Source organism: Streptomyces sp. NPDC001941, from assembly GCF_040296945.1.
Classification (GTDB): Bacteria; Actinomycetota; Actinomycetes; order Streptomycetales; family Streptomycetaceae; genus Streptomyces.
On record NZ_JBEOYE010000104.1, the window covers coordinates 15,310 to 29,700 of the forward strand.

14 protein-coding genes are annotated in these 14,391 nt (G+C 73.5%); 9 read left to right on the top strand and 5 right to left on the bottom strand.

Going from position 1 to position 14,391, the window contains the following annotated elements; genetic code table 11:
• Positions 1-8: 8 nt before the first annotated feature.
• Positions 9-1,280, bottom strand: coding sequence for an ABC transporter substrate-binding protein (locus ABT160_RS39675; protein WP_351653483.1), 1,272 nt, complete (start codon positions 1,278-1,280; stop codon positions 9-11).
• Positions 1,281-1,460: 180 nt separating this feature from the next.
• Here ABT160_RS39675 and ABT160_RS39680 point away from each other — a divergent pair, with 180 nt between their 5' ends.
• The gene (locus ABT160_RS39680) at positions 1,461-1,907 is read left to right on the top strand and encodes an SCO4402 family protein (protein ID WP_351653498.1); all 447 of its coding nucleotides are present in this window, start codon (positions 1,461-1,463) and stop codon (positions 1,905-1,907) included.
• Between the two features lie 28 nt (positions 1,908-1,935).
• Positions 1,936-2,787 carry a formyltetrahydrofolate deformylase gene (gene purU / locus ABT160_RS39685; RefSeq protein WP_351653484.1) on the top strand — a complete coding sequence of 284 codons (852 nt, stop codon included), beginning with the start codon at positions 1,936-1,938 and terminating at the stop codon, positions 2,785-2,787.
• Positions 2,788-2,908: 121 nt separating this feature from the next.
• Here purU and ABT160_RS39690 read toward each other — a convergent pair whose 3' ends face one another.
• The gene (locus ABT160_RS39690) at positions 2,909-4,210 is read right to left on the bottom strand and encodes a zf-HC2 domain-containing protein (protein ID WP_351653485.1); all 1,302 of its coding nucleotides are present in this window, start codon (positions 4,208-4,210) and stop codon (positions 2,909-2,911) included.
• A complete protein-coding gene (locus ABT160_RS39695; RefSeq protein WP_351653486.1) occupies positions 4,207-4,797 on the bottom strand; it encodes an RNA polymerase sigma factor in 591 nt (196 codons plus the stop codon). Before ABT160_RS39695 ends, ABT160_RS39690 begins: the two co-directional genes overlap by 4 nt.
• A gap of 222 nt (positions 4,798-5,019) precedes the next feature.
• Between ABT160_RS39695 and ABT160_RS39700 the strand changes: the two genes are divergently transcribed.
• Positions 5,020-5,394 carry an STAS domain-containing protein gene (locus tag ABT160_RS39700; protein WP_351653487.1) on the top strand — a complete coding sequence of 125 codons (375 nt, stop codon included), beginning with the start codon at positions 5,020-5,022 and terminating at the stop codon, positions 5,392-5,394.
• 83 nt (positions 5,395-5,477) lie between these two features.
• Complete coding sequence (locus ABT160_RS39705) at positions 5,478-5,987, top strand: EF-hand domain-containing protein (RefSeq protein ID WP_351653488.1); 510 nt, start codon at positions 5,478-5,480, stop codon at positions 5,985-5,987.
• A 27-nt stretch (positions 5,988-6,014) separates the two neighbouring features.
• On the opposite strand, the gene ABT160_RS39710 is transcribed toward ABT160_RS39705, so the two are convergent.
• Positions 6,015-7,559, bottom strand: a complete 1,545-nt coding sequence (locus tag ABT160_RS39710; RefSeq protein WP_502984385.1) for a class I adenylate-forming enzyme family protein — start codon at positions 7,557-7,559, stop codon at positions 6,015-6,017.
• 136 nt (positions 7,560-7,695) lie between these two features.
• On the opposite strand from ABT160_RS39710, the gene ABT160_RS39715 reads away from it, so the two are divergent.
• From ABT160_RS39715 to ABT160_RS39730, 4 genes are all read left to right on the top strand, one after another.
• Positions 7,696-8,886 (top strand): amidohydrolase family protein, encoded by a 1,191-nt coding sequence (locus ABT160_RS39715; RefSeq protein WP_351653490.1) that lies wholly within the window; start codon positions 7,696-7,698, stop codon positions 8,884-8,886.
• Positions 8,886-10,022, top strand: coding sequence for an acyl-CoA dehydrogenase family protein (locus tag ABT160_RS39720; RefSeq protein ID WP_351653491.1), 1,137 nt, complete (start codon positions 8,886-8,888; stop codon positions 10,020-10,022). The genes ABT160_RS39715 and ABT160_RS39720 overlap by 1 nt, the downstream gene beginning before the upstream one ends.
• Positions 10,023-10,028: 6 nt before the next feature.
• Positions 10,029-10,901, top strand: coding sequence for an acyl-CoA dehydrogenase family protein (locus ABT160_RS39725; protein WP_351653492.1), 873 nt, complete (start codon positions 10,029-10,031; stop codon positions 10,899-10,901).
• A 389-nt stretch (positions 10,902-11,290) separates the two neighbouring features.
• Positions 11,291-11,764: an ATP-binding protein gene (locus tag ABT160_RS39730; RefSeq protein ID WP_351653494.1), complete on the top strand. Its 474-nt coding sequence runs from the start codon at positions 11,291-11,293 to the stop codon at positions 11,762-11,764.
• Between the two features lie 275 nt (positions 11,765-12,039).
• Here the strand turns inward: ABT160_RS39730 and ABT160_RS39735 are convergent, their stop codons facing one another.
• Complete coding sequence (locus ABT160_RS39735; protein WP_351653499.1) at positions 12,040-12,966, bottom strand: cyclase family protein; 927 nt, start codon at positions 12,964-12,966, stop codon at positions 12,040-12,042.
• Between the two features lie 120 nt (positions 12,967-13,086).
• Between ABT160_RS39735 and ABT160_RS39740 the strand changes: the two genes are divergently transcribed.
• Positions 13,087-13,998: an SDR family oxidoreductase gene (locus ABT160_RS39740; RefSeq protein ID WP_351653495.1), complete on the top strand. Its 912-nt coding sequence runs from the start codon at positions 13,087-13,089 to the stop codon at positions 13,996-13,998.
• Positions 13,999-14,391: the final 393 nt, after the last annotated feature.

Genomic DNA, 14,391 nt, shown 5'->3' on the forward strand with positions numbered 1-14,391 from the left:
CCCGGCGGTCAGCTCCGGGCCGCGCGCATCGTCCGGGCGACGTCCACGAAGTCGTCGCGCTGGGCCACCAGCTTCCCCCGGCGCACCACCTGGAACGTCACGTCGCTGTTGACGACGCGCAGCTGGCCGGGGCGACCGAGCAGGTCGGACGGCCGCCAGCGCAGGGACGGGGTGAGCCCGCCGGTGTCGACGCGGACGTCCCGGTCCAGGGCGCCGGCGACCCGGGTCGCGGTGACCCGCTGGTCGCCCAGGGACTCCACGGCGGCCCGGAAGACGGTGAAGGCGATCCAGGTGGTCTGCACGCCCGCGTCGGCGGGGTCGATGCGGTTGTCGCCGAAGGCGTGCTCGGAGAGCACCTTGCGCATCGCGTTCCAGCGGGCGTCGTCGGAGGCCGGGTACCAGCCGGTGACCAGGGCCCCCTCGAAGGGGCTCTCGGCGCCGCCGGAGCGGTCCAGGAGCGGCTGGTCGACGCTGCCGAGGACCGAGGAGACGCGCACGTCGCGGTAGGCGGCGGTGCCGGTGCCCGGCAGCCGCTGGAAGGAGTCGAAGAAGTTCTCGGTGCGCTCGCCGAGGGCGGCGGTGACGCAGCCGCGGCCCTTCCCGGCGGCGTAGTCGCGGGCCTGGGCGGCCTGCTGGCCGTAGCCCGAGGCGTCGTCGGGCGCCTTGATGTCCCGGGAGCGGTCGCCGTTGCCGCGGGCGAGGCCCGCGTCGAGCAGGGCGGGCAGCTGGTCGCCGCCGGTGGTGTCGGGCCGCACCAGGGCGACCCGCTCGCAGGAGCCGGCGAGCTGGACGCCGTTGCCGGCCAGGAGCGCGGCCTGGCCGCCGTTGACCGGGTAGGAGAGGTAGCTGCTGAACTCCTCGGCGGAGAGGCCGTAGCCGCCGATGTAGGGGATGCCCGCGGCCTCCAGGGGCGGCATGAAGGTGCGCCCGTACTGGCTGTAGGAGCCGACGACGGCGACGACGCCCTCCTTGGCGGCCCGCCGGGCGCAGGCCGAGGCGCCCGCCGAGTCGTTGTGCTCGTTGCAGGTCAGGACGCGCAGTTCGCGGCCGCCGATGCCGCCGGCGGAGTTGACCCAGCGGGCGTACGCCTGGGCCATGGCGGGCATGCCGGGCATGTTGGTGCCCTTGGTGCCGTCCGGCGCCCAGGTCATCACCGTGAGCGGCTCCCTGGAACCCCCCGTGGTGCCAGGGAGCACGCCACAGCCGGTCAGCAGCAGGGCGCAGGCCGTCGTGACGGCCGCGGCGAGGAGGGGGAAGGAGGAGCTGCGCCAACCGGTCATGTACGCGCACCCTGCCGTCCCGGGGGGAACGCGGGAGCGAGCGCCGGTCAACGCGGAGTGACACCGGGGTGAACAGCGAGGGGACCCGGGGGCGCGGGCGCCCGTGCGGGCGGGGAACGTACGATCGAAATCGTGTCAGGTTCAGTGAACTCTTCCCGTCGCGGCCGTCGCTCCTCCACCATGGGCGGCATGCCGCTCAACGACATGCCGTGGTGGCGCTGGCGCAGCAACGTGCGCTCGGCGCTGCACATGCTCTCCGACCCCGTCTTCCACCAGGAGACCTGGCTCGCGGGCCAGGAGGGGTACGGCGACGTCACGGACGCCGTGTACCGCCTGGTCGAGGACACCTGGCTGGACAACTGGTCCGCCGAGAAGTACGTCGGCTCGATCTTCCGCGACTCCGGCGAGGCCGCGCTGGTCGACGTCGCCGTGCTCCGGGTGCTGCGGATCATGCACCAGGTCGGCGCGGACGCCCCGGTGTCGGCGTTCCTGGAGCACCACGCCTGGCCGGAGGCGGTCCGGGCGTGCCGCGACGCGCACGTACGGCTCGCCGCGAACGACGGCGAGGACCCGGAGGCGCCGCCCCGCTCGCTGGAGGTGCTCCGCATCATGAACGGATCTGCCTGACCACGGGCGACTGTGGCATCCTGCCGGGATGACCGACCAGTACGTCCTCACCCTCTCCTGCCCCGACAAGCAGGGCATCGTGCACGCCGTGTCGAGCTACCTGTTCATCACGGGGTGCAACATCGAGGACAGCCAGCAGTTCGGGGACCGTGACACGGGTCTCTTCTTCATGCGGGTGCACTTCTCGGCCGAGGCGCCGGTGACCGTGGACAAGCTGCGGGCCAGCTTCGCCGCCGTGGGCGACTCCTTCGCGATGGACTGGCGGATCCACCGGCCCGAGGACCGGATGCGGGTCGTGCTGATGGTCTCGAAGTTCGGGCACTGCCTGAACGACCTGCTGTTCCGCGCCCGCATCGGGGCGCTGCCGGTGGACATCGCCGCGGTGGTGTCCAACCACACCGACTTCGCCGAGCTGGTCGGCACGTACGACATCCCCTTCCACCACGTCCCCGTGACGAAGGACACCAAGGCGCAGGCCGAGGCGCGGGTCCTGGAGCTGGTCCGGGAGCTGGACGTGGAACTGGTCGTGCTCGCCCGCTACATGCAGGTGCTCTCCGACGACCTGTGCAAGGAGCTGAGCGGGCGGATCATCAACATCCACCACTCGTTCCTGCCGAGCTTCAAGGGCGCCAAGCCCTACCACCAGGCGCACGCGCGCGGCGTGAAGCTGATCGGCGCCACCGCGCACTACGTGACGGCCGACCTCGACGAGGGCCCGATCATCGAGCAGGAGGTCGAGCGGGTCGGCCACGACGTCACCCCGGACCAGCTGGTCGCGATCGGCCGGGACGTGGAGTGCCAGGCGCTGGCGCGCGCGGTGAAGTGGCACGCCGAGCACCGGGTGCTGATGAACGGCAGCCGCACGGTCGTCTTCGCCTGAGCCGTACGGGCCGGGGCGTGACGGGCCGGGTCGCGACGGACCGGGCTCTGACGGGCCGGGGTCTGGCGCGCCGGGGTCTGGCGCGCCGGGTCGTGTCGGACGGGCCCTGACGGGCCGGGTCCTACAGCCGGCTCAGCGACGCCGCCGCGAACAGCACGTCCCTGATCGCCTCCCGGTCCCCGTCCTGGCCCACCGCCGCCTCCTGCGGCGGCACGTGCCCGGCGACCAGCTGGCAGAACTCCACGCCGTCCATCGCGATCCCGGCCACCGCCCGGTCCGGGGACGCCACCGCGGCCGGGGAGTCCAGCGAGATGTACCACTCGCCGCCGCCCACGCCCTCCACGTCCAGCCGCAGCGAACGCCCCGGTGACCCGGCGCTGACCAGCCGGCGGGCCGGGGCCGCGAGGCCGCCGCGGCGGCGCTCGGCCAGGGCGGCGGGCAGCAGCCGGGCCGCCAGGTCGATCATGTCGTGCAGATGGGCGCCGCTGGGCGGCTCGTAGGGGTAGTCGACCGCGTTGGCGATGTCGTCGCCGTGCACCCAGCACTCGAAGGCCCGGTCGAGCAGCGCGTCCTTCAGCGGCAGCGCGAAGTCCCCGTAGGAAACCGACAGTTCGGCCACCCCGCGGCCCGCGAACGACACCGTGCGCACCAGCGTGTGGCTCTGCTCGCGCCAGGGCCCGCGCACCGCGCTGGTCGGCGGCCGGGTCACCCCGGTCCAGTACGCCTCGGTGCGCGCCGTGGGCGCCACCGGCGGGGGCGGTCCCACCGGTCCGCCGGGTCCGCCGGGCGCCAGCGGGTCGTCCAGGCCGAGCGCCGCGGCCACCAGGCCGTCCACCGCGAGCAGGTGCCCGATCACCCCGGCGACCGTGGAGCGGCGGGAGGCGGCCCGCTCGCCCTCGAACCACTTCAGCCGCACCGGGGCGTGCCACTCGGACTCGCCGATGTCGCGCAGCAGCGCGTCGAGCCGGGCGGTCTCCGCGTCGTACGGCGTGGCCCAGCCGGGCACCGGGATGCGGGCGGGGCGGCGGCCCAGGCAGTTCTCCAGGACCCGCGAGCGCAGCAGCGGGTCGAGGTCCAGGTCGCGCTCGGCGTGCAGCAGCCCCACGGCGTCGCGCAGCCGCAGGGCCTCGTCGGCGCACGGGGCGCACTCGGTCAGGTGGGCCTCGACGGCGACGGTCTCCTCGGTGGAGCACGCGGCCAGCGCCCAGGCGCCGAGCAGGGACTTCAGTACGGTGTGGGGCAGTTCGGGCACGGGGACCGGCTCCGGCGCGAAGGGGGCGGGTTCGTCGTCGTAGTGGCCGAACGGCGAGCCGCCCGCCAGGCTGCCGTGGTCGTCGGGCGCGGGGCGCGGGCCCGGTATCCGCGGCACGCCGCGCCGGCCGTCGCCGAAGCCGCCGTCGGGGCCGTCGACCGGGCCGGTCACCGTGCGCGTCCGATGCCGCCGCCGTGGCCGGGGGGTGCGGAGCCGCCCAGGGGGACGGTGTGGGCGGTGGAGAGCAGCTGCAGGCCGAGGCGGAGCCGGCGGCGGGCCTCGTCCTCGGTCACCCCGAGGTCGGCGGCGGTCTGCCGGTAGTCGCGGCGCTGGAAGTAGGCCAGCTCCAGGGCCTTGCGCAGCGGCGCGGGCATGGAGGTGACGATGTAGTCGGCGCGGGCGGCCACCGCGGCCCTGCGCACCTTCTGCTCCAGCTCCTCCGCGGAGCCGCCGCCCTCGGCGAGCGCGGCGGCCTCGGTCTCGCGCAGCCGGTGGACGGCCTGGCCGTTGGTGATGCGGGCCACCCAGGAGCGCAGGTTGCCCTGCTTGGGGTCGTAGGCGTCGGGGTTCTCCCAGATGTAGCCGAAGACCTCGCGGGTGACCTGGTCGGCGGCGTCCTCGTCGTCCAGGACGCGGTGGGCCAGGCTGTGCACGAGCGAGGCGAACCGGTCGTACAGCTCGCCCAGGGCGGCGGCCTCGCCGCGGGCGAGTCGCTGCTGCATCCGTCGGTCCCAGCGAGGTGGTGTGTCCTTCGCCATGTGACGACCCTCTCCGTGCGCGCTGCGGACCCGGCTCACCCTCGAATGTAGTGCGCCATCGCGCCCCCGCACTCCCCTTTGTGCCAAGTGCGCCCCCGTCGCGGCCGCTGGTGGTAGGGAGAACGTCACGCAGGGTGCATCGTGTTTCATGGGGAGGGTGCCGGGCAGCTGAGCAGGAACGGCAGGCTCCGGTTGGTGTTCCCGACGAAAGGTCCCAGGCGCGTGACGCTCAAGGTCGACGAAGCCGTGCAGGGTGCCTGGACGGTGGTGCGCATCGAGGGAGAGCTGGACCTCGCGACCTCGTCCCTGGTGCGAGAGAAGGTCCACGAGGCGGTCGCGGCGGGCCGCCGCGAGCTGGTGCTCGACCTGTCGAACGTCCTGTTCGTCGACTCCAGCGGGGTCGGCGTGCTGATCGCCGCGCGCAGACTGCTGCGCTCCTGCGGGGGTCGGCTGCGGCTGGTGCTGCCCGCACGCGGCGCGGTGGACGGCTCGCACGTCAACCGGGTGCTCGCCGCGCTCGGGGTGCGCCGCCTGTTCGACGTGTACGCGGACGCGGACGCGGCCGCCGGTGACGAGGCGCGCCCCCTGTCCGCCTGATGCGCCCCGCCGTGCCGCGCCCGGCCGGGCGACTGTCGCCGTAACCCCTCCTTCCGGCGCGATCGCGTCGTACCCTCCGAACCATGGACGCAGAGGAGATCTACCAGCGCCGCATCGCCTCCCGGTTCGCCGCGTTCGACCAGGACGGCAACGGCTACATCGACCGCGAGGACTTCTACACCGCGGCCACCCGTCTGCTCGCCGAGTTCGGCGTCCCCTACCGCTCGGACCGCGGACAGGCGCTGTCCAACGGCGCGGAGGCGTTCTGGCAGGGCATGGCCGGCATCGCGGACGTGGACGGCGACCAGCGGGTGACCCGCGAGGAGTTCGTCGGCGGCGCGCTGAAGCGGCTGCGCGACAACCCGCACGGCTTCGCCGAGATCGCCCGCCCGTTCGTCCGGGCCGTGCTCGCCGTCGCCGAGGGCACCGTGCCCGGCGTGGAGCGGGCCCTGGTGGTGCTGGGCGTCGACCCGCACACCGCGTCCCTGACGGCCGAGTCGCTGGACGCGGCCGGCGCGGGGCGGGTCGACGAGGAGGAGGCGGTGGCCGCGTTCGGCCGCTACTTCATCACCCAGGAGCCCGAGGCCCCGTAGCTCCCGGCCCCCCGCACGGCCCGGCCGTCACGGTCCGTCCGGGGCCGAGAAGCGCTCGCGCAGCTGGTACTTGAGGACCTTGCGCAGGGTCTCGTTGCGCGGCAGCGCGTCCACGACCTCCAGCTGCTCGGGCAGCTTGTGCACCGACAGGCCCGCCGCGCGCAGGTGTCCGGTGACCTCGTCCAGGGTCAGCGGCGCGGCGCCCGGCGGCTGTTCGACCACCGCGCACACCCGCTCGCCGCGCTCGGCGTCCGGCAGCCCGACCACCGCGACGTCGCCGACCGCGGGATGGGTGTGCAGCAGGTCCTCGATCTCCTTGGCGGAGACGTTCTCGCCCTTGCGGATGATCACGTCCTTCTCGCGGCCGGTGAGCACCAGGTGCCCGCCTCCGGTGAGGTGCCCGAGGTCCCCGGTGATGAGGAACCCGTCCGCGTCGAAGGCCTCGGCGGTCTGCGCCGGGTCCAGGTAGCCCCGGCACACGGCCTCGCCGCGCAGCCGCACCCCGCCGCCCTCGGCGATCCGCACCTCCATGCCCGCGGGCGGCCGTCCCTCGGTGGTGGCCAGGTTCTCGGCGGTGTCCTCGGGGTCGCCCATGGTGATCATCGGCACCTCGGTCATCCCGTACCCGTGGGTGAGCTGGCAGCCCATCTCGCGGACCACCGCGTGGTAGACCTCGGGCGGCTTGGGCGCCCCGCCGCCGGCCAGCAGCCGCAGCGAGGGGATGAGCTTCTCGCCCGGCCGCTTGCGCTGTTCGGCCAGGAACATGGAGTAGAAGGCGGTGGAGCCGCCCGCCACCGTGACGCCGTGCCTGCGGTACGTGTCCAGCGCGTCCGGCAGCGCGAACTGCTCGAACATCACCGCGGGGAAGCCGTACAGCAGCAGCATCACCGTGTAGTCCGGCCCGGCGATGTGCGCGTAGGGGAAGGCCATGGAGCCGACGTCGGCCGGGGTCAGCCGCAGCGCGTGGGCCAGGCAGGAGCCGCCCGCGATCAGCGAGCGGTCGGTGTGCAGGACGCCCTTGGGGTCGGAGGTGGTGCCGGAGGTCCAGTAGATCCAGCGCACGTCGGTGCCGCTCGCGGGCGGCGGGGGCAGCGCGCCGGGATCGGCCCCGGGCAGCTCCTCGTACGCCTCGAACACGCCGCGCGCGCCGAGCCGGTGCGCCATCGCGGTGTGGTCGAAGCCGCGCCAGGTGCCGGGGACGGCGAAGAACTCCGCCTTGGACTCGCGCAGCGCGAAGCCGACCTCGCGGTCGCGGTAGAAGGGGATGACCGGGGTCTGCACGGCGCCGAGCCGGGCCAGCGCGAAGGAGAGCAGCGCGGTCTCGATGCGGGTGGGCAGCTGCCAGGCGACGACCGTGCCGGGCCGCACGCCGCGCTCGTACAGTCCGGCGGCGATCCGCTCGGAGCGCTCGCGCAGTGCGCCGAAGGTCAGGGTGCGGCCGTCCTCGCCCTGGATCAGTACGGGTGCGTCGGGGGTGAGCTCCGCGCGCCGCTCGACCAGCGACCAGAGGGTGGGGGACGCGCCGAGGGCGTGCGCGGTGCGTACGGCCGGGTCGTGCGAGGTCCCGTCCATGGCGGCCTCCAAAGGTATCTGATGCATCGTCAGATCGGGCTCGAAGCGTACGGCGCACCGCCTTGTCGGTCCAGGGGTGCGGGGCTAGCCTGCTGTCTGACGGGTCATCAGATAACCCGCCCTGCGGAGGGATCCCATGACAGAACTGCCTCGGATCATCAGCGTCGACGACCACGTCATCGAACCCGCCCACCTCTTCGAGACCTGGCTCCCCGCCAAGTACCGCGACCGCGGCCCCCAGCCGCTCACCGCGGGCATCGGCGAACTCGCCTACGTGGCGGGCAAGTACCAGATCACGATGGACCCCGACGGGCCGCCGACCGACTGGTGGATCTACGAGGACCTGAAGTTCCCGTACAAGCGCAACATCGCCGCCGTCGGCTTCGACCGCGACGACATGACCCTGGAGGGCATCACCCGCGAGGAGATGCGGCGCGGCTGCTGGGACCCCAAGGCGCGCCTCGCGGACATGGACCTCAACCACGTCGAGGGCTCGCTGTGCTTCCCGACCTTCCCGCGCTTCTGCGGCCAGACCTTCGCCGAGGCGCACGACAAGGAGGTCGCCCTGGCCTGCGTGCGCGCCTACAACGACTGGATGGTCGAGGAGTGGTGCGGCGACAGCGGCGGCCGGCTGATCCCGCTGTGCATCATCCCGCTGTGGGACATCGGCCTCGCCGTCGCCGAGATCCGGCGCAACGCCGCCCGCGGCGTGAAGGCCGTCACCTTCTCCGAGATCCCCACCCACCTGGGCCTGCCGTCCATCCACTCCGGCTACTGGGACCCGTTCTTCGCGGTCTGCCAGGAGACCGGCACGGTCGTCAACATGCACATCGGCTCGTCCTCGCAGATGCCCGCCGCCTCGCCCGACGCCCCGCCCGCCGTCCAGGCCTCGCTCTCCTTCAACAACGCGATGGCCTCGATGATGGACTTCCTCTTCAGCGGCGTCCTGGTGAAGTTCCCCCGCCTCAAGCTCGCCTACAGCGAGGGCCAGATGGGCTGGATCCCCTACGCCCTGGAGCGCGCCGACGACGTCTGGGAGGAGCACCGCGCCTGGGGCGGGGTGCGCGACCTGATCCCCGAGCCCCCCTCCACGTACTACTACCGGCAGATCTTCTGCTGCTTCTTCCGCGACAAGCACGGCGTCGCCTCGCTCGACGTCGTCGGCCGCGACAACGCCACCTTCGAGACCGACTACCCGCACGTCGACTCGACCTTCCCGCACACCAAGGAGGTCGCCCTCGACCACGTCAAGGGCCTGGACGACGAGACCGTCTACAAACTGATGCGCGGCAACGCCATCCGCATGCTCGACCTGGGCATCGTCTGATGGACCTGACGTACACGCCCGAGGAGGAGGACTTCCGGGCCCGGCTGCGCGCCTGGCTGGCCGGCGCGCTGCCCGGACTGCCGCCCGCCCCCTCGCCCGCCGACTGGCCGGGCCGGCGCGCGTACGACACCGGCTGGCAGCGGATGCTGCACGACGCCGGGTACGGCGACGTCCACTGGGGCGCCTCGCCCACCACCCGCCTGATCTTCCTGGAGGAGACCGAGCGGGCCGGGGCGCCCTACGTGGGGGCGAACTTCGTCGGACTGCTGCACGCCGGGCCCACCATCGCCGCCGAGGGCACCCCCGAGCAGCGCGCGCGCTGGCTGCCGCCGGTGCTGCGCGGCGACGAGGTGTGGTGCCAGGGCTTCAGCGAGCCGGACGCCGGGTCCGACCTGGCCTCCCTGCGCACCCGCGCGGTGCGCGACGGCGACCACTACGTGGTGACCGGCTCCAAGATCTGGACCTCGCACGCGGAGGTCGCCGACTGGTGCGAACTCCTCGTGCGCACCGACCCCGACGCGCCCAGGCACCGCGGCATCAGCTGGCTGGCGATGCCCATGGACGCCGAGGGCATCACCGTGCGCCCGCTGCGCACCCTCGCCGGGACCACCGAGTTCGCCGAGGTCTTCCTGGACGAGGTGCGCGTCCCGGTCTCCCACCGGGTCGGCGCCGAGAACGACGGCTGGCGCGTCACCATGGTCACCCTCTCCTTCGAGCGCGGCACCGCCTTCGTCGGCGAGGTCGTCGCCTGCCGCCGCGCCCTGGCCGAACTCGCCCGCGAGTCCCGCAAGAACGGCAGCTGGGACGACCCGGTGGTGCGCAGGAGGCTGGGCCGGCTGCACGCCGAGTTCGCCGCGCTGTGGCGGCTGACCCAGTGGAACGTCAGCGAGTCCGAGGCGAGCGGCGGCGGGGTCCCCGGGGTGGGCGGCTCCGTCTTCAAGCTGCGCTACTCGCACGCCCGCCAGGAGCTGTACGAGGCCGCGGCCGACGTCCTCGGACCCGACGCCCTGGACCTGGGCCGGGCCTGGAACACGGACCGGCTCTCCTCGCTCTCGTACACCATCGCCGCGGGCACCTCGCAGATCCAGCGGAACATCGTCGCCGAGCGCATCCTCGGCCTGCCGAAGGGCCGGTGAGCGCCGGTGCGCTTCCAACTCACCGACGACCAGAAGGCGTTGCGGGCCGGGATCCGCGAGCTGCTCGCCCGGCGCTTCGACCGGGACGCGCTGCGCGCCGCCGTGGACCGCGGCCCGGTGCTCGACCGGGCGCTGTGGCGGGCGCTGGGCGAGGCCGGGTTCTTCGCCCTGCGGCTGCCCGAGGACGCCGGTGGGGTGGGCCTGGGGCTGCCCGAGGCCGTCCTGCTCTTCGAGGAGGCCGGGGCCGCCCTGCTGCCCGGGCCGCTGGCCGCCACCCACCTGGCCGCCGGACGGGTGCCCGGCGCCGCCACCGGCGAGAGCGTGGTCACCGCCGTCGACGGCGCCCTGGTGGAGTGGCTGGACTCGGCCGACACCGTCCTCGGCGACACCGCGGGCGCCGAGCCGATGCGCTCGCTCGACCCGCTCACCCCGCTGCACCGGCTGCCCGCCCCCGGACCTGCGGCCTCCCCGGAGTACGTCCTGCTGACCGCGGCCGAACAGCTGGGCAGCGCCGGCCGCAGCACCGCGCTCGCCGTCCAACACGCCAAGGAGCGGACCCAGTTCGGGCAGCCCATCGGAGCCTTCCAGGCGGTCAAACACCTGTGCGCGCAGATGCTGGTGCGCACCGAGCTGGCCCGGGCCGCCGTCTACGCCGCGGCCGTCACCGCCGACCCGGTCGAGATCGCGGGCGCCAAGCTGCTCGCCGACGAGGCGGCCGTGCGCGGCGCCCGCGACTGCCTGCAGGTGCACGGCGGGATGGGCTTCACCTGGGAGTCGGACGTCCACCTGCACCTCAAGCGGGCCTGGCTGCGGGCCGAGCGGGGCATGACGGCGGCGCGCGCGGAGGAGGTACAGGCCCAGGCGTTGGCCGGGGCGTGATGGATCGTGACGGAGCGTCGATATCGGGTTGTGTCCTGCCCGGGGGTGGTCACGGCCCGGAGTCGGCCCCGCCCTCGGGTACGCTCCGTGGGATGCGAGTGGTTCTGAGGCTGGGGATTCCCGGTGTCGCCCGTGCGGCGGCCCCGCACCCGCGAACGCCCGCCGCTCGGGTCCTCGGGAGGCGCCTTCCGGCCTCCTGTTCGACCACCCGCGACGAGCGTCGCACAGTATGCACCACGCATACTCCTTCGCGCTGGAATATGCCCGAAGCGCTTGTTGCGGTGACTGTACGTCAACCATGCTGTCTCGCAAGGGAATCACGTTCAGTGATGAGTGTGGTGTCTGTGAGGCGCGAGGCGATGTGTCCGCCGGTTCGGATGGTGTGAGCGGTGCAGGTGCTTCAGGTTCAGCTGGAGGTCGGGGCCGATCCCGCGGAAGTGGGACGCGCCCGTAGGTGGGCCCGGTCGCGGCTCGCGGGGTCCGGGATAGGGGACGACGAGCCACTGGCCGAGACGCTGGTCCTGCTCATCTCCGAACTGGTCACCAACGCGGTCGTCCACACGGGCTGTCCGGCCGTCCTGCGCATGCTCTTCGGGTGCGGCGCGGCCGAGGCCGGGACCGTGCGCGTGGAGGTCGCCGACGCCAGCGACCGCCCGCCGCTGCCCCGGCACGCGCAGGGCGACGACACCAACGGCCGCGGCCTGGAGCTGGTGACCGGCCTGGCCGACCGCTGGGGCTGGCAGGCCGAGGGCGCGGGCAAGCGCATCTGGTGCGAGGTCGACCGCGGCGCCCCCGGCGCGGCGGCGGGTGGAGGCGAACCGGTGGCGTACGAGCCGCCGCGCGCCGTCATAAATCGGGCGTAACGCACGAGAGGCCCTTCGCGGTGTTGACGGGCCGTACCGGCCTGATCACCCTGGGACGAGCGATTCGTTGCGAGGGGACGCCGAGGCCCTGGTCCTCGGCGAGTGCGGGTCGTGGCCCGGCGCGGGCTCCCCTCAGGGCAGGGGAGTGACCGGACGTGCCGGTGCCGGGTGGCGGCGGCCGTGCCGCGCTCGGGGTGCGCACGACACCGCCGCCACCCGCAGCCGCCACCCCTTCCCCGACTCTTCCCCGGCCCTTTCCCCGACTCCTTCCTCGACTACAGGACCGCCACCGGGGCGACCGGCGTCCCGGTTCCCCCGACGAACGGCTCGGGCATCGCCGACAGCAGGAACGCGTACCGCTCCTCTTGTGCACAGGCTGTGGACAACTCTTCGAGGTTCCAGTTCTGGCCCTGCAGCATCCCCATCTCCACCAGGTCCAGCGCGTGCACCGGCAGCCACAGGTCCTCGATCTCCGGCGGGAAGATCTCGAAGGTCAGGGTGTCGTTGGCGACCGCCGCCACGTCCCGGGCGTGGAACCACTCGGGGGTGCGCACCGAGAGGCCGGGCGAGGGGTACCCGTACCCGTGCTTGTCCCCGGCCAGGTACTGCCGCACCTGCCCGGTCCGTACGAGCACGACGTCGCCCGCACCGACCGTGACCCGGCCGAACTCGGCCGCCTCGTCCAGGTCCTCGGGGGTGACCGCGTGGTTCCCGGGCAGCCGGTCGAGGCCCTTGGCGCGGGCCACGTCGAGCAGCACGCCGCGCGAGACCACGTGCCGGGCGGTGTGGATGCCGCTGAACGCGCTGCGGCCGTGCGGGGTGATCGAGGAGGCCGGGCGGCCGTTGTAGATCCGCCCCGAGTGCGAGGCGTGGGTGAGCGCGTCCCAGTGGGTGGCCGCCTGGAGCCCGAAGGTCACCGCGTCGTCGCTGGTGGCGACCGTGCCGGGGCCGAAGAGCTCCTGGTTGACCTGGACCATCACGTGCAGCGGGTTCACCCGCCCCGGGATCATCCCGGTCTGCACGCCGTCCTCCTTCAGCTCCAGCGCCAGCGGGACGCGCAGCCCCCTGCGGACGGTGCCTGCGGCCGCGCGCACCACCTCGTCGGTGATCAGGTTGAGGGTGCCGATCTCGTCGTCCTCGCCCCAGCGGCCCCAGTTGTTGACGCGCTTGGCAATGTCGTGGAACGCGGCGGGCAGCGCCACGGGAACCTCCAGCCCTTCGCCCCTCGCGCACGCACCGGTGCTCAACAGGGGCTTGCCGTACGGTATCTGACGGGTCATAGAATCTAACGGGTCGTCAGAAACCGCGGGAAGGGGCCGGACGTGGGGAACTTCTTGGCAGGAAAGGTCGTCGCCGTCACCGGCGCGGGCCGGGGCATCGGCCGTGCGGTCGCACTGGCCTGCGCGGCCGAGGGCGCCCGGGTCGTCGTCAACGACTACGGCGTCTCGATGGAGGGCGCCGAACCCACCAGCGAGGTCGCCCAGGCGGTGGTCAAGGAGATCGAGGCGGCGGGCGGCAGCGCGGTGGCCGTCGCCGACGACGTCTCCACCATGGCCGGCGGCCAGCGGATCGTCGACGTCGCGCTCGCCGAGTACGGGCGGATCGACGGGGTGGTCTGCGTCGCCGGCATCCTGCGCGAGCGGATGCTGTTCAACATGACCGAGGAGGAGTGGGACCCGGTCGTCGCCACCCACCTCAAGGGCACCTTCACCGTCTTCCGGGCCGCCTCGTCGGTGATGCGCCGCCAGGGCTCCGGCACCCTCATCGGCTTCACCAGCGGCAACCACCAGGGGTCGGTGGCCCAGGCCAACTACTCCGCCGCCAAGGGCGGCATCATCTCCCTGGTGCGCTCGGCCGCGCTGGGCCTGCACAAGTACGGCGTGACGGCCAACGCGGTCGCCCCGGTCGCCCGCACCCGCATGTCGGCCAACGTCCCCATGGAACTCAAGGAGATCGGCGAGCCCGAGGACGTGGCGGCGCTCGTCGTCTACCTGCTCTCCGACCGCGCCCGCGAGGCCCGCGTCACCGGCCAGGTGTACACGGTCGCGGGCCCCAAGATCGCGGTCTGGGCCCAGCCGAGGGAGTTGCGCGCGGCGTACGGGGAGGGGGGGTGGACGCCGGAGCGCATCGCGGACTTCCTGCCGGGGTCGGTGGGGGTGGATCCGATGCCGATGCTGGAGCGGCTGGAGGAGATGGCGAGGGCCGCCGCCTCGGGCGACCGCCCGAACGGGTAGGGGGCCCTCGTGGCCCGGGCCGACCCGGAGGGGCCTGGGCGCCGCCCCGCGCTTCCGACGAAACCCAACCGTTCCGGCCCTCCGGCTCCCCCCGGGAACCCAGCCGTTCCGGCGCTCCGGCTCCCCCCGGGAACCCAGCCCGTCCGGCGTTTGAGGACGGACCCGGGGGTGTCGGGCCCGAGCCCGATTCCCCGGCCCACCCCACGATTCCAGCCCGTCCGGCGCTTGAGGACGGACCCGGGGGTCGTGGGCCCGAGCTCAACTCCCCGCCCCTCCCGCCGCCGGAGGCTTTCGGGAAGGGGCGGGTAGGGGACTCCAAGGCCCGCACCCCGGGTGCCCTCGGGTCCTCTTGGGCCCGGGCCCAAGACACGTACCCCACCCCACCCCTTCCCG